This window comes from Paenarthrobacter sp. 4246, from assembly GCF_040546855.1.
Lineage (GTDB): Bacteria > Actinomycetota > Actinomycetes > Actinomycetales > Micrococcaceae > Arthrobacter.
In genome coordinates, this window is sequence record NZ_JBEPOP010000005.1 from 108113 (window position 1) to 133034 (window position 24922).

Sequence of the window (24922 nt, forward strand, 5' to 3'; positions counted from 1 at the left end):
GCCCTGCGCGCCAAAACTCTGCCACGGGACGTAAAGCGGGCCCCGCAACGCAGGGGCATCACGCAGAGAGGACGTAGGATGTCATCATGACCATGCCTGCTCCCCGCCGCATCGCCCGTGTCCGGCCCGCCCCTGTTCCGACCGCCGCCGGCCAAACCTTGGCTCACCAGTTTCCGGACGAGCACTTCTTTGTGGCCAACGACGCCCTGGATTTCACTTCGGTGGAAGGCAACCGGTGGACCGTGATGGAGTCCCCTTTCCCGGCATCGAGGGCTAATGCCAACAGCCCTGCCAGGGAAGGATGGGAGCTGGGCGCCGTGGTGAGCCAGGATGCCTTCACTTTCCTTGCGCCTTCAGTACCCGTGAACGTCTTTGGCATGGCACACAACACCGGGCAAGCGGGCCGTGACCTGCCGCCCCAGGCTTTCCACAAGGCGGCCTCGAGCGTAATCGGCCCGGGTGAGGCCATCCAACTGGACTCCACCGTGGGCTACGTCGACCCGGAAGCGGAACTGACGGTCGTCGTCGGGCGCCCTGCGCGAGGCTTGACGCTGGAAACGGCTCGGTCAGCGATTCTCGGCTACACCATCGGCAATGACGTATCGGCGCGGGACCTGCAAAAGACCGACGAGCTCTGGATCAGTGCCAAGAGCCAGGACACTTTCACTCCGGCGGGGCCTTGGATGGTCACGGATCTTGACGATTCGAACCTGGAGATCGGGATCGTGCACAACGGCAATGAACTCAAGTCCGCCAGTTCTGCTGACCTGGGCTGGAAGGTGGACGAGATCCTGGTCTACCTGAGCTCGTTCATGACCCTCCAGCCCGGCGATCTGGTGCTGACAGGGTTCCCCGCAGAGTGCGCCCGCATCCAACCCGGTGACACCGTAGTGTGCCGGGTTGAAGGAATCGGCGAGCTCCGGAACCCCATCACCAGCGCATCCTGGGAGGACCAACCCGCTTAATGTGTCAGGCTTAAGCCATGGAGACAACTGCGGACGCAACTGAGCTGCGCCCGTCTCCTCCCTCACAGAAACCACCCCGTACACGGCACCGCGGAGTCTTTAGATACCCCGCCGTGCGGCAGCTGGCCCGTTTCACCGGAGTCGGGGTGGTGTGCACGGCAAGCTCGCTGGCCATCTACGCGTTGTTGCGTCCATGGATTGATCCCCAACTGGCCAACGCCGTGGCACTGATTGTGACGTCCCTGATGAATACTGCGCTGAACCGCCGGCTCACGTTCAAGATCACGGGAAAGAACAACCGCACCCGGGACCACCTCAGCGGCGTCATGGTGATCGCCGTTGCCTTGGTCATCACGGGCGGCAGCCTGGGCGTCCTGCACCTCATCCGGCCGGAAGCCACAGTCACCGAAGAATTGTGGACTACTACGTTGTCCGGCTTCGTGGCCACAGCGGTCCGGTTTACCCTGCTGAGGCATTGGATTTTCCGGCGCGCACGCCACGTGTAACCCTCCGTGCTGCCGCAACCGCCACAGTGCAGCTATCCGGCTTGCGGGGATGCCAGGTTCCGGACGCGTCCGACGGCGGTTTCCACGGCGTCGGCGGCCTGCTCCAGTTCTGTGTCGGTAACAGTCGAGGTGAAGCTGAAGCGTACGGCCGTCTGTGCCGTTTCAGGCGCGATGCCCAGGGCCACCAAGACGGGTGACGGAGCATCAGATCCCGCAGCGCAGGCCGAGCCACTGGAACACACTACGCCCAGGCGCTCAAGCTCCAGCAACACTGACTCTCCACTGGTGCCCGGGAAACAGAAGGACGCCACCGATGGCAACCGCTGCAGCCGGTGGCCAGTGACCACAGCGCCTGGGACACCAGCCCGGATCCGTTCGATGAACCGATCCCTCAAGCCTGAGACTCGAACCGCCTGCTCCGGTTGCTCCGCGCTGGCCAACGACAAAGCAGTGGACAACGCCACGGCGCCAGCTACGTTCTCCGTCCCCGAGCGCCTACCCCGTTCCTGGCCCCCACCGTGAACCAAGGGCTCCACCCGGAGCCGCCCTTTGGTGAAGAGCACACCGGATCCCTTGGGTGCACCCAGTTTGTGTCCGGACATGCTCAGGGCATCCACCCCGAGCGCTTTGACGTCCAGGGGCAACCACCCGGCAGCCTGGACAGCGTCGGTGTGGAAGGGTACACCGTGTTCCCGCGCCACTGCTGCCAGGGCTGATATTGGCTGGACCGTTCCGATCTCGTTGTTCGCGTACATGATGCTGACCAACGCAGTTTCCGGCCGTAACACAGCCCCCAGTCCCTCAACGGAGACCAGGCCCTCACCGTCCACCGGCAGCACGTCCACAATGAACCCGTGCACCCGCTCCAAGTACCTCGCCGATTCCTCCACTGCGGGATGTTCGATCGCGCTGATGACCACCCTGTTCAGTGCCGGATCAGCCGACCGCCGGGCCAGCGCGATGCCTTTGACGGCCAGGTTGTCTGCCTCAGTGCCTCCGGAGGTGAAAGTGACCTCACCCGCACGGCAATTGAGGATCTTCGCGACGCCGGCACGCGCTCCGGCGAGCGCTGCTGCAGCCGATTCACCCAGGGTGTGGTGGCTGGAGGGGTTGCCGAAGTCACCGCTCAGGTACGGCCACATGGCCTCAAGTGCCTCGCGGCGTACGGGGGTGGTGGCTGCGGCGTCGAGGAAGATCATGGGAGCGTCAGGCTGTCTCTAGAACAACGTCGAGGCCGAGGTCGAGCGCGCTCACGCTGTGGGTCAGGCCCCCAATGGAGATCACGTCCACGCCGGCAGCGGCAATTTCGGTGACGGTGGTGACGTTGACGTTGCCGCTGGCTTCCACAATGGCCCTGCCGTCCACCTGCTTGACCCCGGCACGGAGCTCCTCGATGGAGAAGTTGTCCAGCATGATGGTGTCCACGCCGGCCGCCAGCACGGGCTCGATCTGCTCTGCACGGTCCACTTCAACTTCAAAGTGTGTGGTGTGGCCCAACTGGGCTTTGGCAGCAACCAGCAACCCGGTCAGCTTGGTGGAGTCGCCGCCGGTCATGACGGCCAGGTGGTTGTCCTTGGCCAGCACGGCATCGGACAGACTGTAGCGGTGGTTCGCTCCCCCACCGCAGCGCACAGCGTAGCGTTCCAGCACCCGCAAGCCTGGCGTGGTCTTGCGGGTGTCCGTGATCCTGGCGCGTGTGCCTTCCACAAGCCGGACGAATTCGGCGGTCTTCGTAGCAATGGCACTCATCCGCTGCACCAGGTTGAGCCCAACGCGTTCAGCGAGGAGCACGGAGCGGGCGCTGCCGCTGACCCGCGCAAGGTGCGTGCCGGCGTCGAACGCTTCACCATCGGCGAGCAGCAGTTCCACCTCGGTGTCCGGGTCCACAAGCTGCATGGCATCGCGGAATACGGTGCCGCCGCTGAACACGCCAGGAACCCGCGCGTTCAGCACGGCGGTTGCCCGGGCATTGGCGGGGATCAGCAACTGGGAGGTGATGTCCCCGCTGGGCGCGTCCTCAGCGAATGCCCGTTCCAGGATGTCCCGGACAGGGGCTGCGGGGAGGGTCAGGTTAGTCATGGACGAGGCTCACTTTCCGGCTCATGGTGTAACGCTTGTCAATATCGTCGACGGCGGCTGTTTCGCTCACGCTGTCACTGCGGTAATGCGCCCCCAAGGACTCCCGCCGTTCCCGCGCCGCATGGACGAGCAACTGCGCCGCCAACAAAAGATTGGAATCCTCATGTTCCCGGACATCGAAGGAATCAGGAACATTCAAGGGCAGAACCTCACCCTCCCAAGACCCAAGAACCTCCGCGGCCTCAGCCAACAACTGACCATCACGCAACACGCCCGCTTTGGCTGTCATGAGGAGCCGCAGCGTGTGGCGTGAGAACCCACTGGAGGAGGCAGGGTGGGCGAGCGGATGACCCTCCAACAATTCCAGCGGCGCCGGAGGCCTCGACAGCGCCGTTGTCGCGTGAGCGCCCGAACCGGCCGCCGAGCTTGCGAGGCGATCGCCGGTTCGAGGCGCGAGCGCAGGCGCCAAGGGGCCTGCGGTGCCGTCAGGCGACTCACCAGAGAGAAAAACGTCAACAGCCCGCCGCCCAAACACCAGCCCCTCAAGCAGGGAGTTACTTGCCAAGCGATTGGCCCCTTGCACGCCGGTACAAGCCACTTCGCCTGCAGCCAGGAGCCCAGGAACAGAGGTGCGGCCGTAGAGGTCGGTCACCACGCCACCCATCCAGTAGTGGGCCGCCGGCGCCACCGGGACCAGTTCCCGGGTCCAGTCGACGCCTGCCTGGCGGGTCCTCTTGCTGAGGGTGGGAAAACGCTTGACCAGGTAACCGCTGCCCTGCTGCTCTTCGATCACGGTGGCGTCGAGGAAAACGTGGCCGTTGGGGTCGCCGAGTTTTGCCAAGTGCAGGGCGATGCTGCGGGAGACGACGTCCCGGGGTGCGAGTTCGGCATCCGGGTGGTAGTCGGACATGAACCGGTGACCCCGGCCGTCCACGAGGACGGCGCCTTCCCCACGGACGGCCTCGGAGATCAGCAAGGGGTCGTTGTTGCCTTCCATCTCCCGGGCTCCGGCCGGAAGCACCATGCAGGTGGGGTGGAACTGAAAGAACTCAAGATCGGCTACGGCCGCGCCGACGCGCCATGCCAGCGCCAGGCCATCCGCCGTGGCGACGGAGGGGTTGGTGGTTTGGGCGAAGAGCTGTCCGGCGCCCCCGGTGGCCAGCAGCACGGAGTCCCCGTGGACGCCAAGGTGGCGCCCGTCGTGAAGGAAATTGGCCCCCACCACACGGCCCCCCTGCTGTCCGCCCAGCGAGAGCGACGTGACGTGGGCGTGCCCGATGACCTGGATTTTGCCGGCTGCCTGAAAGTCCAGGACTGCGCGAATCAGCGCAGCCGCCACCCCGGCGCCGGTGGCGTCGCCGCCGGCGTGCAGAATCCGCGGAGCTGAGTGGGCGGCTTCAAGACCCAAGGCGGGGTCGCCGTCGTCGTCAAGGTCGAACTCGACGCCGAACCGCCCCAGCCCGGCGATGTCCAGCCGCGCCTCGGTGCACAACACCCGCACTGCCTCTTCATTGCAGTGCCCCGCACCGGCTGCGAGGGTGTCGCTAATGTGGGCCGCAACAGTGTCTCCGGGAGCAGGCTCGTCCAGCACAGCCGAGATGCCACCCTGGGCGTAGTAGGTGTTGCTGTCTGCAAGGGCTCCCTTGGTCAGCAACACCACTTCCGCCCCGGCTTCCGCGGCAAGCAGGGCTGAGTACAGTCCTGCGATGCCGCTTCCGACGACGATCAGCCGCTGGGGCCCGGGGCCGCGAGCAAGGCTCTCTGTAGTCATATGGGGCTCGATTCGGCTAGTCCAATGAGGTGTGCCCCGCCGTTAGGCGGGCTTGGCTGCCAACATGCGCTCCAGCGCAATCTTGGCGTTGTCCTGCACGGAGTCGTCCACGGTAATGCGGTTGACAACCCGTCCTTCCACCAGCTCCTCAAGGACCCAGGCGAGGTAGCCCGGGTGGATGCGGTACATGGTGGAGCACGGGCAGATAACCGGATCCAGGCAGAAGATGGTGTGTTGCGGGTTTTCTGCAGCGAGCCGGTTCACCATGTTGATCTCGGTGCCGATGGCGAACGTAGTGGGTTCCGCGGCAGCTGCGATGGCCTTCTTGATGAAGTCCGTGGAGCCGGCGGAGTCGGCTGCATCCACTACCTCCATGGGGCATTCGGGGTGGACAATCACGTTGACGCCCGGGAAGTCCTGGCGGGCCTTCTCGATCTGGCCCACGTTGAAGCGCTTGTGGACCGAGCAGAAGCCGTGCCACAGGATCACCCTGGAGTCGAGCAGTTGCTGTTCATCGTTGCCGCCACGTTCCTTGCGCGGGTTCCACATGGGCATCTGCTCCAGCGGGACCCCGAGCGCCTTGGCGGTGTTGCGGCCCAGGTGCTGGTCGGGGAAGAACAGGACGCGCTGCCCACGTTCGAAGGCCCATTCAAGGACCACCTTGGCATTGGAGGAAGTGCAGACGATGCCACCGTTGCGGCCACAGAAAGCCTTCAGCGCAGCAGAAGAGTTCATGTAAGTGACGGGGATGACCGGCACGCGGCCTGATGCGTCCGGCTCGGTGCCGAAGATCTCCTCCAGTTGCTCCCAGCATTCCTCCACGGAGTCCTCGTCCGCCATGTCGGCCATGGAGCAACCCGCTGCGAGGTTGGGCAGGATGACGGCTTGCTCAGGCGTGGACAGGATGTCGGCAGTTTCCGCCATGAAGTGGACGCCGCAGAAGATGATGGCTTCGGCATCCGGCTTGGTGAGGGCCGCGTTGGCAAGCTGGAAGGAATCGCCGACGAAGTCGGCATACTGAATGACCTCATCGCGCTGGTAGAAGTGCCCCAGGATGACGGCGCGGTCCCCGAGTGTTGCCTTGGCGGCCCGAATCCGGGCGTCCAGTTCGGCGTCGGAGGCTTTTTTGTACTCCTCCGGCAACTGGCCCTGGCGTGGCGTGGCCTTGGGAGCGACGTCGCTGCTGGAGGCACCGGGCCCATACGCGGGCTCGCCGGCGAGGGCTTCGGCAAGGTCGTATTCCCATGGGCCCCTGGCCAAGGCCGGGCTGCACGTGGACCCTGCGCGGGAAAGTCCCTTCTCGGCTTCCTCGCGAGTGATCAGCTGGACGGCAGTGTTGACGCTGCTCATGGTGTACTCCTGTTATCTGGCCCGAGGCCGGGCGTGCCGGTGAAGCGGTAGAGGCGGGGTGGGCGGTGCTTGCCGCCTTGAAGGTATTCACCGGTTTCTTCGATTTCCGGTGTTGCCTTGACGTGTCGGCGGAAGTTTGCGGGATCGAGCTGACGGTCCAGAACGGCCTCATAGACTTCGCGGACCTGGGCGAGGGTGAAGAATTCGCCCAGCAGGTGGTAGGCGATGGACCCATAGGCCATCTTGTTGCGGAGCCGCCATAAGGCGTAGTCCACGATTGCGTTGTGATCGAAGGCGAGTTCACCGAGCCGGTCGGCCCGGAACCACCGCACATTCTCTGACTCGTCGGCCAAGGCAGCTTCGGTGGGTTGCACCAAAGCCCAGTACACGATGGAGACAACACGCTGGGTGGGCGACCTGTGAAGACCACCGAAAGCGTAAAGCTGCTCAAGGTATTGCGGGGTCAGCCCGGTGGTCTCACGGAGGTTTCGCGACGCCGCGTCCTGGAGGGACTCGTCGTGGGCCAACGGCCCACCCGGGAGGGCCCACATGTCTTTGTAGGGCTCGCGGATGCGGCGGACCAGCGGCAGCCACAGCGTGGGGCGGCCGGACTTCTCACTGGGGCGGAGGGCGAAAATCACCGTTGAAATAGCCAACGACGGCGGTGCAAGCCGCCTTTCGGCGACGTTCGCTGAGTTGGTGTTCACGGCGTTCACCTCGCTTCATCGCCGCCTGGGCACTCCACCGGTCACTGGAGAGCTAGTTAAAGTCATGTTGACTAGAACTAATGGTACGACTCGACACGCGCTTGGCAAAATGCCTTACGTCACACTGCTTTCGCAGCTGCCTCCATCAACGGCAGGGTGCGCCCTTGGATGTGACTGTTGAGGACGATCACCGAAGAACAGCGAACTACCGACTTTGTGGCGATCATGGCATCAAGGACGCGCTGCATGTCCGGGTTGGAACGTGCGGCAATCCGCACCATGAGATCAGAGTTCCCCGTGACGGTATGGACCTCGATGATTTCCGGGATGGCGCTCAGGCTTTCGATGATGGCGTCGTGGCCGATCTCCTGCGTGATGGTGACCGAGCAGAATGCCACCACCGGGAAACCGAAATTGGCGGGATCCGGCTGGGGAACCCATGAGCCGATGACCCCATTGTCAATCATCCGGTCAATCCTTGACTGCACCGTCGCCCTGGCGACCCTGAGCACGCGCGAGGCCTCCAACACGGAGGATCGCGGTGAATCAGTGAAGAAACGTACAATTTTTGCATCAAGCGCATCGACCAGCATCAAAGTTCCTGTCCCCGGGGATCCGTACCCATCACATCGTTACAGCAAAAAGTGATGTATCTTACAAACTGCGAGAATTATTCCACGGCTCTTGCTGCGTCGTCGACGCCCGCGTGCCAAGCCCATGAGGCCCACACGCCAAACCAGCATGTAATCCATAGAAGGTAGACACGTATGACAACGAAGTCCATCGCGGCTCCTGCCCCAACATCCGGTCTCGGCCATTCGCTCAAACCGCGCCAGCTCACCATGATGGGGCTCGGCAGCGCGATCGGCGCGGGCCTCTTCCTCGGCTCGGGCGCAGGCGTCCAAGCCGCCGGTCCGGCCGTGCTCATTTCCTACCTCGTCGCCGGCACGCTGATCATTTTGGTCATGTGGGCACTCGGCGAGATGGCAGCCGCCAACCCCAACAGCGGCGCGTTCTCCGTTTACGCAGAGAAGGCCATGGGCAAGACCGCCGGCGGAACCATCGGCTGGCTGTGGTGGCTCCAACTGGTGGTGGTCATTGCCGCCGAGGCCATCGGCGCAGCGGGACTGTTGTTCTCCATCTGGCCCGTTATTCCCGTATGGGTTCTTGCGCTCGTCTTCATGGTGGTCTTCACCGGCATCAACCTTGTAGGCGTCCGCAACTTCGGCGAGTTCGAGTTCTGGTTCGCCATCCTCAAGGTGGCCGCAATCGTCATCTTCCTGCTCATCGGCGCAGCCCTCCTCCTTGGCTGGCTGCCAAACGTCCCCTCCCCCGGCTTCTCGGCCTTCGGGGACTTTGCCCCCAACGGCATCGGTGGCATCGCTGCCGCCTTGTTCGTCGTAATCTTCGCCTTCGGCGGGACAGAAATTGTCAGCGTTGCCGCCGCTGAAACCGAGAACCCCGCACATAGCGTGGGCAAAGCCATCCGCACCGTGGTGTGGCGCATCCTGGTCTTCTACATCGGCTCGGTGTTTGTCATCGCAGCTGTCCTCCCGGTCGGCTCGGACGGCCTGAAGTCCCCGTTCGCCGGAGTCCTGGACCTGGCCGGCATCCCGGGCGCCGGCGCTGCCATCACCCTGGTGGCCGTCGTCGCCTTGCTCTCTGCGCTGAACGCCAACCTGTACGGCGCTTCCCGGATGATCTTCTCCCTCTCCGAGCGCGGGGAAGCTCCCCGATTCCTGTCCCGCCTGAGCGCTTCCAAGGTTCCGGTCGCCGCCGTCGGAATTTCCGTCGCTTTCGGCTTCATCGCAACAGTCCTGGAACTGCTGTTCCCCGAGAAAATCCTGCCCGCACTGCTGAACCTCGTGGGTTCCACCTGCCTGGTGGTCTGGGGCACCGCTTTGGTGTCGCAATTCATCCTGCGCCGCAGGGCTGACCGGGAAGGCACGGAACTTCCGCTTCGCATGAAGGGCTTCCCCGTACTGACCATCATTGGCCTCATCCTGCTGGGCCTCATCCTGGTGGTGGGCTTCGCCAACCCGGAAAGTGCCGGCCAACTGATCGGAACGTTCATCCTGATCCTGGTCATCGCCGCCGGCTGCTTCATCAACGCCAGGTCCAAGGTCACCAAGCAGTCCACACCCGCGAAGTAAACCGACTGTTCATCACCCTAGAGAAGCTCTGCACAGTTTGTACTGTGCAGAGCTTCTTTATGTACCCAAATTGTACAAAGTGTTTCCTTTGAACTGTGCTGATTGCGCACAGCTCCACTGGGTGACTAGGGTCACAGCCATGACGACCAAAGCTGTGCGGGGAGCCGTCGATGACGACTCGACCCCGCTCACCCACCATCAACTCCGCGAGCTGTACACCCTGATGGCAGCAGTCCGGCACCTGGACACTTCAGCCGTGGCCTGGCAGCGCCAAGGCATCATTCCCGGTTACGCCCCCGAGCTCGGCCAGGAAGCCGCGCAGGTAGGCAGCGGCTATGCCGTGGACCGGACCCGCGATTTTGTATTTCCCACCTACCGCGAAATGGGCGTAGCCCGGGCCATGGGCCTGGACATGGTGGGCTACATGTCCACTCACAAAGCAACCTGGCACGGCGGCATGTACAACCCCTTGGAGTCCAGGTTCGCTCCCATCCAGGCTGTGGTGGCAGGCTCCGTCCTGCATGCTGTGGGCTGGGCCCACGGCCAAACCCTCTCCGGCAACGCCGCGGGTGAGATGGGCGTGGCCATGACGTACTTCGGCGACGGCGCCTCCTCGCAGGGTGATGTCCACGAAGCCATGAATTTCGCCGCCGTCATGAAGGCCCCCGTAGTGTTTTTCATCCAGAACAACGGCTGGGCCATCTCAGTTCCCACGGAACGCCAGGTGGCCGGCGGCTCCGTCGCGGCGCGTGCGGCCGGATACGGCATTCCGTCCCTGCAAGTGGACGGCAACGACGTCGTGGCTGTCTTCGAGGCGACCCGTTCTGCCTTCGCGCACTGCCGGGCAGGAAACGGCCCTGTGGTGATCGAAGCCATGACCTACCGGCGCGGACCTCATTCCACCGCTGACGACCCCGGCCGGTACCGCACGCTGGAGGAGGAACGCCTGGACGCCGGCGAGGATCCGCTGGAGCGGTTCAAACAGCGGCTGCTCACGGACGGCGTGGCCGACGAGGCCTTCTTCGCGGACGCGCAGCGGTTGGCCGTAGAGGAAGAAGAGGCCGTCCGGGCAGGAATAGAGGACCTGGGCCCAAGGCCCGGCGCCGAGATGTTCAGCCTGGTCTTCCAGGAACCAACGCCAGCCCTTCAATCCCAGGCCACCGCGTGGCGCGAGGAGTCAGAACATGCCTGAGACCATCACCGCTCTGCGGCTGAAAGACAACAGCACGGAAACCGCTGCAGCCGGCGTTCAGCAGCTGTCCATGCAACAGGCACTCAACCGTGCACTGGACGAAATCCTGGCTGGGAACCCCAAGGCCGTCATCTTTGGCGAGGACTGCGGACGGTTGGGCGGCGTGTTCCGCATCACCGATGGGCTGCAGGCCAAGCACGGAGAAGACCGCGTCTTTGACACCCCCCTGGCAGAATCGGGCATCCTGGGCATGTCGGTAGGCCTCGCCATGGCGGGCTTCCACCCCATCCCCGAAGTCCAGTTCGATGGCTTTGCCTACCCGGCCATCAACCAGATCGTCTGCCAGATCGCCCGGATGAACTACCGGAGCCGTGGGACCCTGCCGATGCCTATCACGCTGCGCGTCCCCAGCTTCGGCGGCATCCGCGCACCCGAGCACCATGGTGAAAGCCTGGAGGCCCTGTTCGCCCATGTGCCAGGCCTCAAGGTGGTCTCCCCTTCCACCCCGCACGACGCGTACCACCTGCTCAAGTACGCTGCCACGCGACCGGACCCGGTGATCTTCATGGAGCCGAAATCCCGTTACTGGCAAAAAGGGCCCGTGGACGTCACCAACGCCAACCCAGGCGCAGCGCACGACGACGGCGGCCTCACCGGCGCCCGCGTAGCCAGGGAGGGCCGGCACCTGACCCTCGTAGCGTGGGGTGCCATGGTTTCCCGCTGCCTGCAGGTTGCTGAACTGGCGGCGGAGGACGGCATCGACGTCGAGGTCCTGGACCTGCGCTGGTTGAAGCCGATTGACGCCAAAGCATTGGCGAGGTCCGTCGGGAAGACGCGCCGCGCCGTCGTCGTCCATGAAGCGCCGCTGACCTCCGGTCTGGGTGCCGAAGTGGCCCAACTCATCACGCAGAGCTGCTTCGCGACGCTCAAGGCGCCGGTGGAACGCGTCACCGGCTTTGACGTGCCCTATCCCTCCGGAGACCTGGAGGACGAATACATCCCCAACATCGACCGCATCCTCTTTGGGATCCAACGCGTACTGGAGTACCGCCGTGGCTGAAATTTCCTTCCCGCTTCCCGATCTCGGCGAGGGCCTCATTGAGGCAACTGTGCTGGAGTGGTTGGTGGAACCCGGCCAGCAGGTGGAACGCAACCAGCCGATCGTAGAGCTGGAAACCACCAAGTCTGCGCTCGAATTGCCCAGCCCGCAGGCGGGTAAAGTGGTGCGTATTCACGGGGCGCCCGGTGACACCGTCAACGTTGGCGAGCCGCTGATCGTGTTCGAGGTTCCGGATGACACCGCCGGGATCGTGGGCACTGTTCCGAAGGACGAAGCACCCAAGCGCCGGGTCCGCCTGAGCGCCGTACTCGATGAGGACTGACACCATGACCGGCAGGCACACAGTGGAACAGCACAGGCACACAGTGGAGGGCACCGATCCCGGGCTGTTCGTCGAGGTGCACCAACCCGCCACTGACGCCGGTCTGCGCCCTGTCCTTCTGATCCACGGCTTTTCATCCTCCAGCAAACTGAACTGGGCGGACAGCGGATGGATCACCACCCTTCAGGACGCCGGCCGCAGGGTCATCACCGTAGACTTGCCGGGCCACGGCCGGAGCCACTCCCCTGAGGACCGGGACTCCTACACGCCCAGCCGCATCCGCGCCGACCTTCTGCAGATAGTGACCGACGCCGGAGCCCGGCCCCTGCGTGAAGGCGACCCTTCCACAGGCCTGGACATCGTGGGCTACTCACTGGGTTCGCGGTTGGCCTGGGAATTCGGCGCTACGCAGCCGGACCTGGTGCACCGCATCGTCCTGGGCGGACCGAGCTCGGCAGACCCCCTCGCAGCCTTCGACCTCGTTGCCGCCCAACGGCACCTGGCCGACGGCACGCCCGTGGAAGACGCATCCACGGCAGGCTTGCTGAGAATGGCACAAATGCTTCCGAGCAACAACCTGTTCGCCATGTTGTCCCTCATCGAGGCCATCAAGGGAGAACCTTTCGATCCCGCTGAGGCTGCCCCGCACATGCCACTGTTGCTGGTTGCCGGCGAGAAGGACGAACGGGCAGCGACCATGCCTGAACTCGCCGCCATAGCAACCAAGCGGGGTGGGTTGGCGGAAACGTTGGTCATTCCCGGGCGTACCCATACCAACGTCATCACCAGCCGGGCCTTCAAGGAAGCTGCCCTCGAATTCCTCGGAGTCTAGCCTGCCGCACGCAACGGCTGGCCCGGCTGACGGTGATCAGCGGGCCAGCCGCTCCGCGTTAAGGCTCATGCGCTCCAGCACGCTCAATGCCATGGCGTACTCGTCAATGCCGATCCCCATGGACAGGTCCTGCCGCGCTGCTTCCACCAGCCGCTGGGCTTCGTGGTACTTCTCCCGTCCCCGGTCGCTCAGGACCAGCCGGTCATCGATCATGGTGATCATCCCCCGGCCAACCAGTGCCGCGAGTTCCCTCTCCCGCATCCGGATATCGTTACCCCACAACGGGTGCAGGAATTCCTCCAGTTGGTCCGGAAGCATGGCGCCCTCGGACAGGACACTGAGGGTGTGCCATTGACGGCGGCTGAGCTTGATCCTGGCCAGGATGCTGTCCAGTTGGGCTTCCAGCGCGGCGTCCAGCCTCTTGATCCAATATCCGATTGGCTTGTTCACAAGCCCATGCTTTCAGCGGAGACGCTGCCGGGCAAGGTCCGGACGGTAGGCTTGGAACTGCAACGAATTTCGTGGAAGTGGAGCAGATGGGCATGCGTTTCAAGGACCGTGCGGAAGCCGGTCGACGCCTGGCTGAAGCCCTCCCCCAGCTGAGGGAACAGCCGGACACCATCGTGTTGGGCCTGGCCCGCGGTGGAGTTCCCGTGGCCGCAGCAGCAGCAACTGGGCTGTACCTGCCTTTCGGCGCTGTCCTGGTACGCAAGCTCGGCATCCCAGGCCGCGACGAAACCGCCTTCGGTGCCTTGGCCTGGTCGCAAGGGGATGTCCTTCGCATCGTCAACAAACCGTTGAGGGAACTCATCCTCGCCCACGGCATCTCCCAGGCCGCGCTCGACGCGGTTGAAGACCATGAACGCACCGAGCTTCTCCGGCGCGCCCAGGAATACCCCGGCACTGGCCACGACCTTCGCGCAAAGACTGTGGTGCTGGCCGATGACGGACTCGCCACAGGTGCCACCATGCGGGCGGCTGTGGAAGCGGTTCGTTCCGCCGGGGCGCGCACAGTAATAGCCGCAGTGCCGGTTGCATCGCTGGAGGCTTCGACGTCGTTGGCGCGGGTGTGCGACGCGGTGATGGTCCTTCACACACCCGGTAAATTCCATGCTGTCGGTGCCTTCTACGAGCGATTTGAGCAATTGTCCGACGACGACGTCGTAGGCCAACTGGCAGGTGCCGCTGCCCGCGGCCGGGAGTAGCCGCCGTCGTACCTCATGCAAAGACGGGTGCGGTCCACCGTGGACCGCACCCGTCTTTGCCTTGTTGCAGCTTCTAGTGGTGAACGCTGTAACCCAGCGGCCGTCCACGGGTTTCCTTGGCGAGGATCACGCCAATTGCAGAGATGACGCACAGAACCATGATGTAGATGCCTACCGAGCCGGACCACTTGGTGGTGTCCAGGAGTGCCTGGGCGATGAGCGGGGCAAAGGCACCACCCAGGATGGCACCCAGGGCGTATCCAATGGAGATTCCGGAGTAGCGGACCTGGGCCGGGAACATTTCCGCGTACATGGCGGACATCGGACCGTAGGACAGTCCCAAGCCGATGGTCAGGACGAACAGAGCGGTTCCGTAGAGCACAATGTCCTTGGAATCGATCAGCACGAACATAGGGATCATCCAGGCAAAGACCAAACCATAACCGATCAGGAACGTCTTGACGCGTCCGATCTTGTCCGACAACCAACCGCCCACCATGGTGAAGATGAGCCAGCCGAAGGAGGCGATGGTGGTGGCAAGCAGGACCTGCGGGGTGGGCATCTTCAACGTACGTGTGGCGTAGGAAATGAAGAAGGCGATCAGCAGGTACCCGGCGGCGTTGTTGGCGATGAAGATCAACGCTGCAAGGAGAACTTCCTTCTTGTTCTTGCGGAAGAGCTCACCCAGGGGCGCCTTGCTTTCGGCCTTGCGCTGGGCGATTTCCTTGAAGACAGGGCTTTCACCCACAGCCCGACGGATGAGGTATCCCACCACAATCAGGACCACCGACAACAGGAATGGCACGCGCCATCCCCATGAGGCGAAATCTTCCTTGGACATTCCCGACTGGAGCAGGAACAACAGGCCGGTGGCCAGGATCATGCCGATCGGAACACCGATCTGTGGGTAGGCGCCGAAGAGCCCGCGCTTCTTGAGCGGCGCATGCTCCACGGCCATGAGTGCCGCACCGCCCCATTCACCACCGGCGGAGAACCCTTGGACTACGCGCAAGGTAATCAGCAGGATGGGAGCCCAGACGCCGATGGTTGCGTAGGTGGGCAGCATACCGATCAGCGCAGTAGCTGCGCCCATCATGACCAGCGTCATGACCAGGACGGCCTTGCGGCCCATCCTGTCGCCGAGGTGTCCGGCGACGAAGGCCCCCAGGGGACGGAAGAGGAAGCTGATGCCGATCGTGGCGAAGGACAAAAGCTGGGCGACTCCCGGGTTGGACTTTTCCAAAGGAGAGAGGAACAGCGGCGCCAGCAGCGTCGCCGTGAGCTGGGCGAAGATGAAGAAGTCGTACCACTCAATGGTGGTGCCCACCAGTGTCCCGGCCAGAACCCGGCGCTCTTCGCGCTTGCTGCTGGGTCCTGACGGAGAGTCGACAGTGGAAGTTGCGGTCATTGGAACTCCATGGGGGTTGGGGTGACTGGTCGGCGCTTGACTTGCATTAACCGACAGAACGGTCAGTTAGGAAAGAGTACTACAATCTGTGACCCAAAGCACAGCCCCCTGTAAGTTCGCGCCAACATAGGATGGATCGCATGAATCCCCGCAGCGATGTCCACCCTCCAACGGAAGCGGCGATACCAGCTCCGCCGTCTCAAACCCTGTCCCGGGGAATCCGCGCTCTGGAGATCCTGGCTGCGGCAGACAGGCCGCTCAGCATTGCCGAACTCACCGAAGCATTGGGCGTTCACCGCTCCGTGGCCTATCGAATCCTCCGGACGCTGGAGGACCACTCCCTGCTGGTGCGCGACGACTCAGGACGGGTGCAGCCCGGACCCGGATTGGCCGTCCTGGCCAGCGGCGTCTCACGGAACCTCCAAACCGCGGCACTGCCCGAACTGACCCAAATCGCCAACGCCTTTCTCATGACAGCCTTCGTCGCCGTATGGGACCACCAGGAATGCGTCACCCTGGTCACCGTTGAGCCACGACACTCAGGCGCCGCCCTCGCCCAACATCCCGGAAGCCGCCACCCGGTCGGCACAGGTGCTCCCGGAATAGCCATCCAATCCACCATGACCGAGGAACGCTGGCAGCAGGTGGGCTCAGGCAACCCCTACCGGCCCGAAGCACATGAGGCGCGCCGCCTCGGCTACGCCACCAGCCATGACGAGGTCATCGCCGGTTTGTCCTCCATCGCCGCACCCATCCAGGTTCCGGGAGGACGGCCGGCCGCGATCGCCGTCGTCTACATCCGGCTGGATCAGGACGCCGACGCCGTCGGCAAAGCGCTCGCGGCCAGTGCCGCCCGAATCGAAAGCCAATTGGCCTGAATATCCCCAACACCTCCAAACTGACTGCCACCGGACGACGCTCAAAGCGTCACGACACCACCGGGGCGGCAGTTTCAGAAAGCAGCCTACGTGCTGGTCGCCGCCGGGAGTCAGTCCTCGGCGCCGTGGCCGATCCGGGCGTACAGTGCCGGCTGGGAGCGCCTCAGACGCAAGCCCCAGATGACACCAACAACTCCGGGCAGCAGCACCAGCATCGGCAGGACAAACGTAGCGGCCGTGGACTCGGCCTGTCCCAGCAAGACGTTGAAGTTGGTCATGATGAGCACGAAGACGATCGCCAAAAGCACGAACCCCAGGCCAGGAGCGATCACCCTGACCCACAGGCTTGCCCCGTGCTGCTGCCGGCGGAAGAAGCCGATCACAGCCACCGACACTACGGTCATCAGCAGAACGAGGCCCATTGCGCCGCTGTTGGTGAGCCAGGTGAACATGGTCAAGACGGGGTACAGCTCGCCCAGCTCGGACCCGGCGCCAGCAATGGCGAAGGCGATGGTTACGACGACGGCAATCACCGTCTGCGCCAGCGAACCAGCGAAGGGCGCCCCGCTGTCTGTCCGCACCTTGGCCAGCGCCGACGGCAGGACACGCTCGCGGCCGAGGGAGAAGAAATAGCGGGCTACTGCGTTGTGGAAGCTGACGAGTGCTGCGAAGAGGCTGGTCACGAAGAGGACCTGGGCGATGTCGCTGAGAAGTACGCCTCCGTTGGCACCAAGGAACGCGAACATCATGTCCGGCCCGCTGGCCGCCGCTGATTCAATCACCGCAGAGGGGCCTGCTCCCACGGTCATGGCCCAGGCCGATACGGCATAGAACACCGCGATGATTCCCACGGCTGCGAACGTCGCCCTGGCAACGGTTCGCTTGGGATCCTTGGATTCCTCGCCGTAAATGGCAGCGGACTCGAAGCCCATGAAGGCGGCGATGCCGAAGGACAGAACTGCACCGATTCCGGGAACGAACAGGCTTTCGGGGCTGAAGGTTGCTGCACTTATGCCTTCGGGGGCCACAGCAAGGCTGATGACGTCATACACAATGACCACCAGGAACTCCAAGGCCACCAGAACGCCCAGCACCTTGGCGGACAGGTCTACCCGATTGACTCCCAGCCACCCGACAATGGCGATGCAGACCAGCACGGGGATCCACCAAGGAACACTGACGCCAAGCCGCGCGGACAGGAGCGAGGACACAGTGAAGCCGAACAAGCCATAGATACCGACTTGCATGAGGTTGTAGGCCATGAGGGCCATCAGTGATGCTCCCACGCCGGCCGGCCTTGAGATGCCCTGCGCAATGTAGGCGTAGAACGCCCCTGCGTTGGTGACGTACCGGCTCATGGCGGCATACCCCACGGCGAAAAGCGCCAAAATTCCACCCAGAATCAGGAAAGATAGCGGCACGCCGGTGACACCGGTGACCGCGAAAGTGGTGGTGACACCGCCTGCGAGCACGGTCAGCGGCGCCGAGGCCGCGATGATCATGAAGGTTACTGCTGCTACGCCGAGCCGCCTCTTGGTGCCTACGGCTCCGGCGGCCCTGCCCTTGACGGGGTTGTCCACGCTCATAGTGTGCTCCTGCCTCGGTGCCGCGGGAGATTGCGCGGCACGGTGTCTGTCATTCCGCAATCTTCCACCGCAGGGACCTTGCGTGACTTGTCTCACACGGCAGGGTGTTTGTCGCTGCACGCATGCAAGATCCCGGTCTTGGTCCCCGGTGTAGAATCGTGGGCAAGCTCACGTCCGCACATCCGATATTCCCGCCCCAGTGGCAGCGGCGCCGCGGGCCACTGAAAGGGAGTTTGATGACCGTCGCGGCTGATACGGGCCCCGCAACCGTGGAAACCATCGTGGCGGAGTCGTTCCAGGAGTGGAGCAAGGCAATCTCCACCTCATTCGTGCCCTTGTTGGCAACAGGTCCCGGCAGTTCATCCTTCCCAGGCTCAGCCTTCCACGGCATCATGCGCGCACGAGTGCTGGGGCAGATCTCCGTGGTGGAGATTACCGCCGGACCCCATACCGTCCAGCGCACACCGGAGCTGATTGCCAAGTCCACGGGCCGCTTCTTCAAACTCAGCATCCAGCTCGCTGGATCGGGCCGCCTGGTTCAGGACGAACGTGAGGCCGTGCTGCACCCCGGTGATCTCTCCATTTACGACACCTCCCGCCCTTATCAATTGACGTTCGACGACGACTTCCGCACGTTGGTGCTGATGTTCCCGCACGTTTTGCTGGACCTGCCGGCCGAGGCCATGGGCCACGTCACTGCCTTGCGCATTCCGGGCGATGAGGGCCTCGGCCAACTCATCAGCCCTTTTCTGGTGCGGCTGGCCGACAACCTTGAAGCCCTGTCGGGCACCAATGGTCTCCGGCTGGTGCATAACGCACTGGATCTGGTGACCACGCTCTTCAATGGCGAGCTGGATCAGCTGATCGAGACCGGACGGGATCCCCATCTGCTACTTCTGGGGCGTATCCACGACTACATCGAGGCGAACCTCGGTGATCCTGAGCTCTCGCCCGGAACCATTGCCGCTGCCCACTACATCTCGACGCGGCATCTGCACGATCTCTTCCAGGAAATCGGCACCACCGTGGCCTCTTCCATCCGGCAACGGCGGCTCGAACGGTGCCGGCGGGACCTGAGGGATCCTGTGCTGGCCGACCGCCCCGTAACGGCCATCGCAGCACGGTGGGGGTTCACCGATGCCGCCCATTTCAGCCGCATCTTCCGGGCAGCCTTCGGGAACTCCCCCACCGGCTACCGCAACGAGCCCTTGTAGCAACTACGCCTGAGGCCGGCGCTTCATCACCAGGGACGTCACAACGCCCAGCAGCAGCAGGCCAGCCGCGGCGGCCATGGAAACCACGAAGGCTGCGCCAGGCCCCTGCGTCTCGGCCAGTTGCCCAGCCAGGTACGCACCCAGCGCCGTGCCCGCGACGATTCCGCTGGCGAGGGCAGTCATGACCGTCGCCATGCGACCGGCCGGTGCCACCACGCCGCCAATGCTGAAGACGGTGACCATCACAGGACCCACCGGAATACCCAAAATCAGCAAGACAAAGACCATCGGCCAAATACCGCCAGGCAAGAGCAGCAAAAGCGACAAGGCCGACATCGCCAGCGCAGCCGCAACCCAGCGGGAGGCCAGGCTGAACCGCTGCGGCCAGAACGCGACCGACAAAGCAGCCACCGCAGAGCTCAAGCCCATCACCGCGTACAGGATCCCGGCGATTTCGGCGGTGGCGTACTGGGCAGAAAAAGCACTCAACGCATTTTGCGTTGCCCCAAAGAAGGTGCCCATGCAGACCATTGCCAGTACAGGTACGGCAACCACGGCACCGGCCCAACGATTGCGGCCCTGCGGACCAGCCTGTACGGACTGCTCCCCGGAAAGCACGACGCCGGAAGCCGGCTTGGGAGGTGCCGGAACCACGGCATGCTGGCTGGGGTGGACGGCGAAAGCCGGCACCAACGTGATGGTCATGACCGCAGCCAGGGCCAGTGGCAACCATGGGGCCACCATGCTGGCCAGGACACCCACCAGCGCCGGCCCAAGGACGAAGGTGACCTCGTCCGCAGTGCCCTCGTAGGACAGCGCAGTATCAAGGTCGGCGCGGTTTGCTGCCACGCTCCTGCTGCCGCTGGCAGCCGAGGGGGAAAGATTGCGGGTAGTCAAAGCCATCCAACGGACCCTGGCCATCGGACCAACCTGCGGGCAACTGGCGCCTGCCAGGAATGCCACGATGAGGACACCGAGCGCGTCGCGTGCAGAACCATAGGCCGGCGTCAGGTAGGCCGCCGCAAGAAGTCCAGCTACAGCCAAAGCATTGATGACAGCGGCGACCAGGAGCACGATCCGCTGCCCTGCGCGGTCGGCCAGGGAGCCGAGGACAGGGGCACCCAGGGCCGAACCAATTCCGACAGCTCCGGCAGCCATGCCGCCAATGGCGTAGGACTGGCTGACGGCCGTGACGAGCGTCAGAGTTCCGACGGTGAGCATGGCCAGCGGAAGCCGGGCGAAGAGGCCCAAGGGAAGGAAACCTGGCCCTGCAAGTTCCGGTAGCCGGGCAAAACGGCCGGGCAGGCGGGAGGGGCGTGAGGGTGCAGAAGACAGAGGCTGGGAAGCCACAGAAGATTTTTCCATTAATCCGGGTTCGCTAAAGGATGCGCATCGTCCCTCCTCCCGATGCGCGCGACCCGGTGTAACGGGTTAAGTCTATCGGATATGTTCCAACCTGGAACTATGGCCTAGGCAGGAACCAATTCGGCGATTCGCACGGTGGATCCATGGCGACCCTTCACCACCTGCACCTGGCTGGTGATGCGTTGCTTCATCTCGGCAACATGGCTCACCAAGCCAACTACCCTGCCGCCGTCGCGCAAGCCTTCCAGAGCATCCATCACTTGCTCCAGGGCCTGCTCGTCGAGGCTTCCAAAACCTTCGTCGACGAACAGTGTCTCGATGTCCACGCCACCAGCCTCTTGCTGGACAACATCGGCCAGGCCCAGGGCAAGGGACAACGAGGCCATGAAGGATTCACCACCGGACAAGGTGGAGGTATCGCGGCGCTGCCCAGTCCACTCATCCACCACTTCCAGCCCGAGCCCCGACTTTGCACCCCTGGCTGCCTTGGCATCCGTATGCTGCAGGGTGTAGCGGCCGTCACTCATGGCAACGAGCCGCTCGGAGGCGGCGATGGCTACCTGTTCAAGGCGGCCGGCCAGGACGTACGTGTTCAGGCTCATCCGGTAACTGTTATCACCGGCTCCCCTCACTGTGTCTGCCAACTCTGCCAGTAGTCGTGCCCTGTTCCGCGGCTCCTCGCCGGCATGGGCAAGAGCCAGGTACGCCTTCCGGAACCGGGCCACAGCTTCGGACGACTTTCCAGCCAGGCCTGCAGCCAGAGCAGCGGCGCGGGACTTGTCGGCAGCATCGGCTGCCAGCAGTTTTGACCCGGCAAGTTCGGCCTCCGGCAAGGGAAGCTCGCCAATACTTACTTCTTTGGCTGCCAGGACCAGGTCCTCGCCGGTAAACAGTTCATCGAGGCGGGAAGATTCAGCGTCGAAATCGGCGAGGTCCTTCTCAAGACCTACAACATCGGCGGGCGGCAGGAGTTCACGACGCGCCTCTTCGGCAGATCCGAATCCGGATTCCGGCAAGACCCGGTTGAGGGAGGCGACGGCATCTTCGTGTGCCTCCAGGGCACTTTCGACGTTCCGATCAGCATCATGTGCCGCCTGCAGCAGCGTGCGCTCAGCCGACAGGGCGTCCAGCCTTTCACGCAGACTCGGGAAACCGCCCCTCAAACCAGCCAGCTCCTCCTCCAGGTCAGCAAGCTGTTCCTCAAGAAGGGACACCTCCGAAGACACTTGGGCTGCAGCGGCCAGGGACGAGGACAGCTCCTCCGTGACGAGGACGATGCGTTGGGTCAGGGACTGGTGTCGGCTTCGCAGCGACTCCAGGGACGCTGCTGCCGTGCGGGCCGCCGACAGAGCTTGCTGGGCCTCCGCACGCTTGGACTCAGCGTCGGCCGCATCCGCAGAACCTCCTTGTGCCTTCAGCCCGGCGAGGACTTGGGCCGCCACGGAGACTTGCTCGGCGAGCTCTCCTACGGCTCTCTCACTGGCGTCAAAACGCTCCTTCAGCTCTTCCTCTTCCTGGGCAAGGGAAAGGGCTGATCGTACTGCGGCGGCTGGATTCGGGTGGTCTTCGCTGCCACACACGGCGCACGGTGTGCCGTCCACCAGGGCTGCTGCCAGTTCCCCGGCCGCGTTGGCAAGGCGGAGCTCGCGGATGTCGAGCCACTGCTGGCGGACATCCTGCGACGCGGACCGCGCTTGGAGATGCTTCCCGGTGATTTCCTCCGCAGTTTCGGCGGCAACGGCATAGCGGGCCACGATACCTACCAATTCGGTGGCCGCCGCAGCCTCCCTTTCCAGCTCTGCCAGCTTCTCAGCGACAGGTTCGAGGGGCCCGATCTGTGTTTCCACTGTTGCAACGTCTGCACGAAGCTGTTCCAGCGCGGAGCGTGCCGCTTCCGATGCTGCGGCATGTTCAGCCGACTCGGCGCCCTTGGCCACCAACCGTGCTGCCATCCCGTCCAAACGCTGCTCATCGGGAAGACGTGCCTCCAGCACAGCGCAGCTTGCCTTGACGCTTTCCAGGGCCGCGGTGAGGTTCGCAGGGTCCATGCCTGCTTCGTCCATTTTAGAGCGAATCCCGGCTGCGAGGGCTGTAGCGGCCTGCAGCTTGCGTGCTGCGGTATCAACGGCTTCCAACTGACCGCTGAGCACGGCAGCACGGCGATGCCGACTGAGCTTCTCCCTGTTCTCATGTGCACGGGGAGCAGCCAGCTCAAGCAGAATCCGCCGCTGCATCGCGGCGCCAAGACGCCCGTGACGCAACGCTTTCTCCTGGGCTTCCTGGAATTTCCCGGCGAGTCGGGCCGCCACGGACTCCGCTTCCGTGGCCTCGTCCTGACGACGCTGCCACACGGCAACTACCTCGGCTTCCGCCTCGGCAAGCCACTCCTCGGGCGCTTGTCCTGCCGCGATGGTGGCAGTGGTGCCTTCTGAAACCCCTGGCGCGGTTTGGTGCACGTCCAACTGTTGCCGCTCAGCGGCAACCCTGTCCAGCAGCATGGTCAGTTCCGCGGTATTCTCCTGCACTGCCCCGGCCGCGACAGCAGCTTGCTGGGCGAGGTGACTTTCAACGGCTTCAAAGCGTTGCGTGCCGAACAGTTTCTGGAGGAGTTCCAGGCGGTCGCCTGCCTTGGACCTGAGGAACGCGGCAAAATCACCCTGTGGAAGCATGACCACCCTGGTGAATTGCTCCCGATCCATTCCAAGGACGTCGGAAAGCTCAGCTCCTACCTCGTCATTCCTGGAGGACTTCTCTTCCCAGGTTCCGTTCACCCGTTCGCGGAGGAGGGTCTTGGCCTGCTGCGTGGTGAAGCCATTGCGCCCACGGGCACTGGGACGATCCCATGCGGGCGAGCGCGTCACTTCGAAACGACGTCCCCGCGCAGAAAACTCGCACACCACGCGTGGTTCAGCACCAGGGGCCGCGTGATCGCTGCGGAGCCGTTTGCCTTCCTGACGGGCGCCAGGAACGGACCCGTAGAGGGCAAAGCAAATGGCATCCAGGATGCTGGTCTTCCCGGCCCCGGTGGCGCCGTTGAGGAGGAACAGTCCCTGCGCACTGAGTTGATCGAAGTCAATGTGCTGGGGCGTGGCGAACGGGCCGAACGCTTCGATGTCCAAGCGGTGGATTCTCACAGCTCCGCCTCCTCCAACCGGACAGCTTCTAGGGCTTCTTTCAGTGCGGCTTCTTCTGCAGCTCCGGAACCGCGGCCCCGGACATGCTCCAGGAAGCCGCAGCAAACGTCGAGGTCGTCTTCGGCCTCGGCAAGCCGGCTGCTGTAGCTTGTTTTGGCCCGGGGCTCACCGCCTTCGGGGTCGAAGGCAAGGACCAGGGTGTCGGGGAAGCGGCTGCGCACCCTGTCCATCGCCTGGGCAGGCCGCTCGGTATCCGTCAACGTGATCTGGCAGTAAGCACCTTCAGCCCACGCATGTTCCTCGGACGCCAGCAGTTCCTCCAGCGGGCCGCGCAGGATGGCCAGTGGTTTGGGCGACTCCCACAAGACCTCTTCAACCCCGACGACGCCGCCCGGGCTGATGTCCACGAGCCAGGCACCCTTATGGTGTTTGGCTTCGGAGAAGGAATAGGCCAGCGGCGAGCCGGAATAGCGGACGTTGGGAACCAGCTCCTGGCGCCCATGGAGGTGGCCCAATGCCGTGTAGGCGAAGTCCTCGAAGAGATCCAACGGCACGGCTCCCAGTCCACCGATACTGAGGTCTCTCTCACTGTCCGAGGTAATGCCTCCGCTGGCGAAAGTGTGCGCAAGGACTACTGGGTAAACCGGCCCGGTTTCCCGACGGTGCTCCACATCACGCCGAATCCGTTCCACAGCCGCCAAAGTGACATCGAAGTGGCTGGCGGTATCTACGCCCAGCCGCTCAGCCACCAGCCGGGGCTCCAGATAGGGAATGCCGTAGATGGCCACGTCCCCGCTGCCACGGACCGATCCCAACGGCAAAACCACCGGAACGTCCAGGTCCTCCACCCGGGTCCGGAGGTGCACTCCCCCGCGTTCCAACAGCCGGGAGGCAAAGCCCAGCCGGATGGCGGAGTCGTGGTTGCCGCTGGTCAAGACGACGGTAGCGCCTGCCTGCGTGATGCGGACAAGGGCATCATCGAGGAGTTTCACCACATCCAGGCCCGGCAAGGCGCGGTCGTACACGTCGCCGGCAATCAGGACGACGTCAATGGACCTGGCTTCGACAACCGATACCAACTGGTCCACGAAATCGCGCTGGGCTTCGAGCATGCCAACGCCGTGAAATGATCGGCCGAGGTGCCAATCCGAAGTGTGAAGTAACCGCATATTCCCAAGTTAACCGGGGGTACCGA

Annotated in this window: 22 protein-coding genes; 10 read left to right on the forward strand and 12 right to left on the reverse strand. The window is 63.8% G+C overall.

The window, feature by feature from the left end; translation table 11 throughout:
* Positions 1 to 86: 86 nt before the first annotated feature.
* Together ABIE35_RS10875 and ABIE35_RS10880 are read left to right on the forward strand one after the other, a co-directional pair.
* Positions 87 to 965 (forward strand): fumarylacetoacetate hydrolase family protein, encoded by an 879-nt coding sequence (locus tag ABIE35_RS10875; RefSeq protein ID WP_354514826.1) that lies wholly within the window; start codon positions 87 to 89, stop codon positions 963 to 965.
* A gap of 17 nt (positions 966 to 982) precedes the next feature.
* Positions 983 to 1471, forward strand: coding sequence for a GtrA family protein (locus tag ABIE35_RS10880; RefSeq protein ID WP_354514828.1), 489 nt, complete (start codon positions 983 to 985; stop codon positions 1469 to 1471).
* A gap of 32 nt (positions 1472 to 1503) precedes the next feature.
* Here the strand turns inward: ABIE35_RS10880 and ABIE35_RS10885 are convergent, their stop codons facing one another.
* The 6 genes from ABIE35_RS10885 to ABIE35_RS10910 form a co-directional block, all read right to left on the reverse strand.
* Positions 1504 to 2670, reverse strand: a complete 1167-nt coding sequence (locus ABIE35_RS10885) for a cysteine desulfurase family protein (RefSeq protein WP_354514830.1) — start codon at positions 2668 to 2670, stop codon at positions 1504 to 1506.
* A 7-nt stretch (positions 2671 to 2677) separates the two neighbouring features.
* A complete protein-coding gene (nadC, locus tag ABIE35_RS10890) occupies positions 2678 to 3550 on the reverse strand; it encodes a carboxylating nicotinate-nucleotide diphosphorylase (protein ID WP_354514832.1) in 873 nt (290 codons plus the stop codon).
* Positions 3543 to 5321, reverse strand: coding sequence for an L-aspartate oxidase (locus ABIE35_RS10895; protein ID WP_354514834.1), 1779 nt, complete (start codon positions 5319 to 5321; stop codon positions 3543 to 3545). The genes nadC and ABIE35_RS10895 overlap by 8 nt, the downstream gene beginning before the upstream one ends.
* Positions 5322 to 5363: 42 nt before the next feature.
* Positions 5364 to 6671 (reverse strand): quinolinate synthase NadA, encoded by a 1308-nt coding sequence (nadA, locus tag ABIE35_RS10900; RefSeq protein ID WP_354514836.1) that lies wholly within the window; start codon positions 6669 to 6671, stop codon positions 5364 to 5366.
* Entirely contained in the window at positions 6668 to 7387 is a 720-nt protein-coding gene (locus tag ABIE35_RS10905) for an NUDIX hydrolase (protein WP_280623057.1), read from the reverse strand. Before ABIE35_RS10905 ends, nadA begins: the two co-directional genes overlap by 4 nt.
* A 110-nt stretch (positions 7388 to 7497) precedes the next feature.
* Positions 7498 to 7971: an Lrp/AsnC family transcriptional regulator gene (locus tag ABIE35_RS10910; RefSeq protein WP_089595491.1), complete on the reverse strand. Its 474-nt coding sequence runs from the start codon at positions 7969 to 7971 to the stop codon at positions 7498 to 7500.
* Positions 7972 to 8145: 174 nt separating this feature from the next.
* Here ABIE35_RS10910 and ABIE35_RS10915 point away from each other — a divergent pair, with 174 nt between their 5' ends.
* The 5 genes from ABIE35_RS10915 to ABIE35_RS10935 all read left to right on the forward strand — a co-directional run bounded on the left by ABIE35_RS10915 (position 8146) and on the right by ABIE35_RS10935 (position 12937).
* Positions 8146 to 9531 (forward strand): amino acid permease, encoded by a 1386-nt coding sequence (locus ABIE35_RS10915; RefSeq protein ID WP_354514839.1) that lies wholly within the window; start codon positions 8146 to 8148, stop codon positions 9529 to 9531.
* A gap of 139 nt (positions 9532 to 9670) precedes the next feature.
* Positions 9671 to 10723: a thiamine pyrophosphate-dependent enzyme gene (locus tag ABIE35_RS10920; protein ID WP_354514841.1), complete on the forward strand. Its 1053-nt coding sequence runs from the start codon at positions 9671 to 9673 to the stop codon at positions 10721 to 10723.
* Positions 10716 to 11783 (forward strand): alpha-ketoacid dehydrogenase subunit beta, encoded by a 1068-nt coding sequence (locus ABIE35_RS10925; protein ID WP_354514843.1) that lies wholly within the window; start codon positions 10716 to 10718, stop codon positions 11781 to 11783. Before ABIE35_RS10920 ends, ABIE35_RS10925 begins: the two co-directional genes overlap by 8 nt.
* Complete coding sequence (locus ABIE35_RS10930; protein ID WP_089595494.1) at positions 11776 to 12105, forward strand: biotin/lipoyl-containing protein; 330 nt, start codon at positions 11776 to 11778, stop codon at positions 12103 to 12105. The genes ABIE35_RS10925 and ABIE35_RS10930 overlap by 8 nt, the downstream gene beginning before the upstream one ends.
* Positions 12106 to 12109: 4 nt before the next feature.
* Entirely contained in the window at positions 12110 to 12937 is an 828-nt protein-coding gene (locus ABIE35_RS10935; RefSeq protein ID WP_354514845.1) for an alpha/beta fold hydrolase, read from the forward strand.
* 36 nt (positions 12938 to 12973) lie between these two features.
* On the opposite strand, the gene ABIE35_RS10940 is transcribed toward ABIE35_RS10935, so the two are convergent.
* Complete coding sequence (locus ABIE35_RS10940; protein WP_354514847.1) at positions 12974 to 13387, reverse strand: winged helix DNA-binding protein; 414 nt, start codon at positions 13385 to 13387, stop codon at positions 12974 to 12976.
* 86 nt (positions 13388 to 13473) lie between these two features.
* Between ABIE35_RS10940 and ABIE35_RS10945 the strand changes: the two genes are divergently transcribed.
* On the forward strand, positions 13474 to 14142 hold the full coding sequence (locus ABIE35_RS10945; RefSeq protein WP_354515215.1) for a phosphoribosyltransferase: 669 nt from the start codon (positions 13474 to 13476) through the stop codon (positions 14140 to 14142).
* Between the two features lie 73 nt (positions 14143 to 14215).
* Here the strand turns inward: ABIE35_RS10945 and ABIE35_RS10950 are convergent, their stop codons facing one another.
* The gene (locus ABIE35_RS10950) at positions 14216 to 15550 is read right to left on the reverse strand and encodes an MFS transporter (protein ID WP_172326041.1); all 1335 of its coding nucleotides are present in this window, start codon (positions 15548 to 15550) and stop codon (positions 14216 to 14218) included.
* 131 nt (positions 15551 to 15681) lie between these two features.
* Here ABIE35_RS10950 and ABIE35_RS10955 point away from each other — a divergent pair, with 131 nt between their 5' ends.
* Positions 15682 to 16428, forward strand: a complete 747-nt coding sequence (locus ABIE35_RS10955; RefSeq protein WP_502921380.1) for an IclR family transcriptional regulator — start codon at positions 15682 to 15684, stop codon at positions 16426 to 16428.
* A gap of 110 nt (positions 16429 to 16538) precedes the next feature.
* Here ABIE35_RS10955 and ABIE35_RS10960 read toward each other — a convergent pair whose 3' ends face one another.
* Positions 16539 to 18014: an APC family permease gene (locus ABIE35_RS10960; RefSeq protein WP_354514851.1), complete on the reverse strand. Its 1476-nt coding sequence runs from the start codon at positions 18012 to 18014 to the stop codon at positions 16539 to 16541.
* Between the two features lie 236 nt (positions 18015 to 18250).
* Between ABIE35_RS10960 and ABIE35_RS10965 the strand changes: the two genes are divergently transcribed.
* Complete coding sequence (locus ABIE35_RS10965; protein ID WP_354514853.1) at positions 18251 to 19228, forward strand: AraC-like ligand-binding domain-containing protein; 978 nt, start codon at positions 18251 to 18253, stop codon at positions 19226 to 19228.
* 3 nt (positions 19229 to 19231) lie between these two features.
* Here the strand turns inward: ABIE35_RS10965 and ABIE35_RS10970 are convergent, their stop codons facing one another.
* The 3 genes from ABIE35_RS10970 to ABIE35_RS10980 all read right to left on the reverse strand — a co-directional run bounded on the left by ABIE35_RS10970 (position 19232) and on the right by ABIE35_RS10980 (position 24896).
* Positions 19232 to 20593: an MFS transporter gene (locus tag ABIE35_RS10970; protein ID WP_354514855.1), complete on the reverse strand. Its 1362-nt coding sequence runs from the start codon at positions 20591 to 20593 to the stop codon at positions 19232 to 19234.
* Positions 20594 to 20697: 104 nt separating this feature from the next.
* Entirely contained in the window at positions 20698 to 23727 is a 3030-nt protein-coding gene (locus ABIE35_RS10975) for an AAA family ATPase (RefSeq protein ID WP_354514857.1), read from the reverse strand.
* Entirely contained in the window at positions 23724 to 24896 is a 1173-nt protein-coding gene (locus ABIE35_RS10980; protein WP_354514859.1) for an exonuclease SbcCD subunit D, read from the reverse strand. The genes ABIE35_RS10975 and ABIE35_RS10980 overlap by 4 nt, the downstream gene beginning before the upstream one ends.
* Between the last annotated feature and the right edge of the window lie 26 nt (positions 24897 to 24922).

What these genes read in the sequence shown, in the direction of transcription:
- ABIE35_RS10875 (WP_354514826.1), top strand. Translation starts at nt 87, where the DNA reads ATGACCATGCCTGCTCCCCGCCGCATCGCCCGTGTCCGGCCCGCCCCT.
- ABIE35_RS10880 (WP_354514828.1), top strand. Translation starts at nt 983, where the DNA reads ATGGAGACAACTGCGGACGCAACTGAGCTGCGCCCGTCTCCTCCCTCA.
- ABIE35_RS10885 (WP_354514830.1), bottom strand. Translation starts at nt 2,670, where the DNA reads ATGATCTTCCTCGACGCCGCAGCCACCACCCCCGTACGCCGCGAGGCA.
- nadC (WP_354514832.1), bottom strand. Translation starts at nt 3,550, where the DNA reads ATGACTAACCTGACCCTCCCCGCAGCCCCTGTCCGGGACATCCTGGAA.
- ABIE35_RS10895 (WP_354514834.1), bottom strand. Translation starts at nt 5,321, where the DNA reads ATGACTACAGAGAGCCTTGCTCGCGGCCCCGGGCCCCAGCGGCTGATC.
- nadA (WP_354514836.1), bottom strand. Translation starts at nt 6,671, where the DNA reads ATGAGCAGCGTCAACACTGCCGTCCAGCTGATCACTCGCGAGGAAGCC.
- ABIE35_RS10910 (WP_089595491.1), bottom strand. Translation starts at nt 7,971, where the DNA reads ATGCTGGTCGATGCGCTTGATGCAAAAATTGTACGTTTCTTCACTGAT.
- ABIE35_RS10915 (WP_354514839.1), top strand. Translation starts at nt 8,146, where the DNA reads ATGACAACGAAGTCCATCGCGGCTCCTGCCCCAACATCCGGTCTCGGC.
- ABIE35_RS10920 (WP_354514841.1), top strand. Translation starts at nt 9,671, where the DNA reads ATGACGACCAAAGCTGTGCGGGGAGCCGTCGATGACGACTCGACCCCG.
- ABIE35_RS10925 (WP_354514843.1), top strand. Translation starts at nt 10,716, where the DNA reads ATGCCTGAGACCATCACCGCTCTGCGGCTGAAAGACAACAGCACGGAA.
- ABIE35_RS10935 (WP_354514845.1), top strand. Translation starts at nt 12,110, where the DNA reads ATGACCGGCAGGCACACAGTGGAACAGCACAGGCACACAGTGGAGGGC.
- ABIE35_RS10945 (WP_354515215.1), top strand. Translation starts at nt 13,474, where the DNA reads ATGGGCATGCGTTTCAAGGACCGTGCGGAAGCCGGTCGACGCCTGGCT.
- ABIE35_RS10950 (WP_172326041.1), bottom strand. Translation starts at nt 15,550, where the DNA reads ATGACCGCAACTTCCACTGTCGACTCTCCGTCAGGACCCAGCAGCAAG.
- ABIE35_RS10955 (WP_502921380.1), top strand. Translation starts at nt 15,682, where the DNA reads ATGGATCGCATGAATCCCCGCAGCGATGTCCACCCTCCAACGGAAGCG.
- ABIE35_RS10960 (WP_354514851.1), bottom strand. Translation starts at nt 18,014, where the DNA reads ATGAGCGTGGACAACCCCGTCAAGGGCAGGGCCGCCGGAGCCGTAGGC.
- ABIE35_RS10965 (WP_354514853.1), top strand. Translation starts at nt 18,251, where the DNA reads ATGACCGTCGCGGCTGATACGGGCCCCGCAACCGTGGAAACCATCGTG.
- ABIE35_RS10970 (WP_354514855.1), bottom strand. Translation starts at nt 20,593, where the DNA reads ATGGAAAAATCTTCTGTGGCTTCCCAGCCTCTGTCTTCTGCACCCTCA.
- ABIE35_RS10980 (WP_354514859.1), bottom strand. Translation starts at nt 24,896, where the DNA reads ATGCGGTTACTTCACACTTCGGATTGGCACCTCGGCCGATCATTTCAC.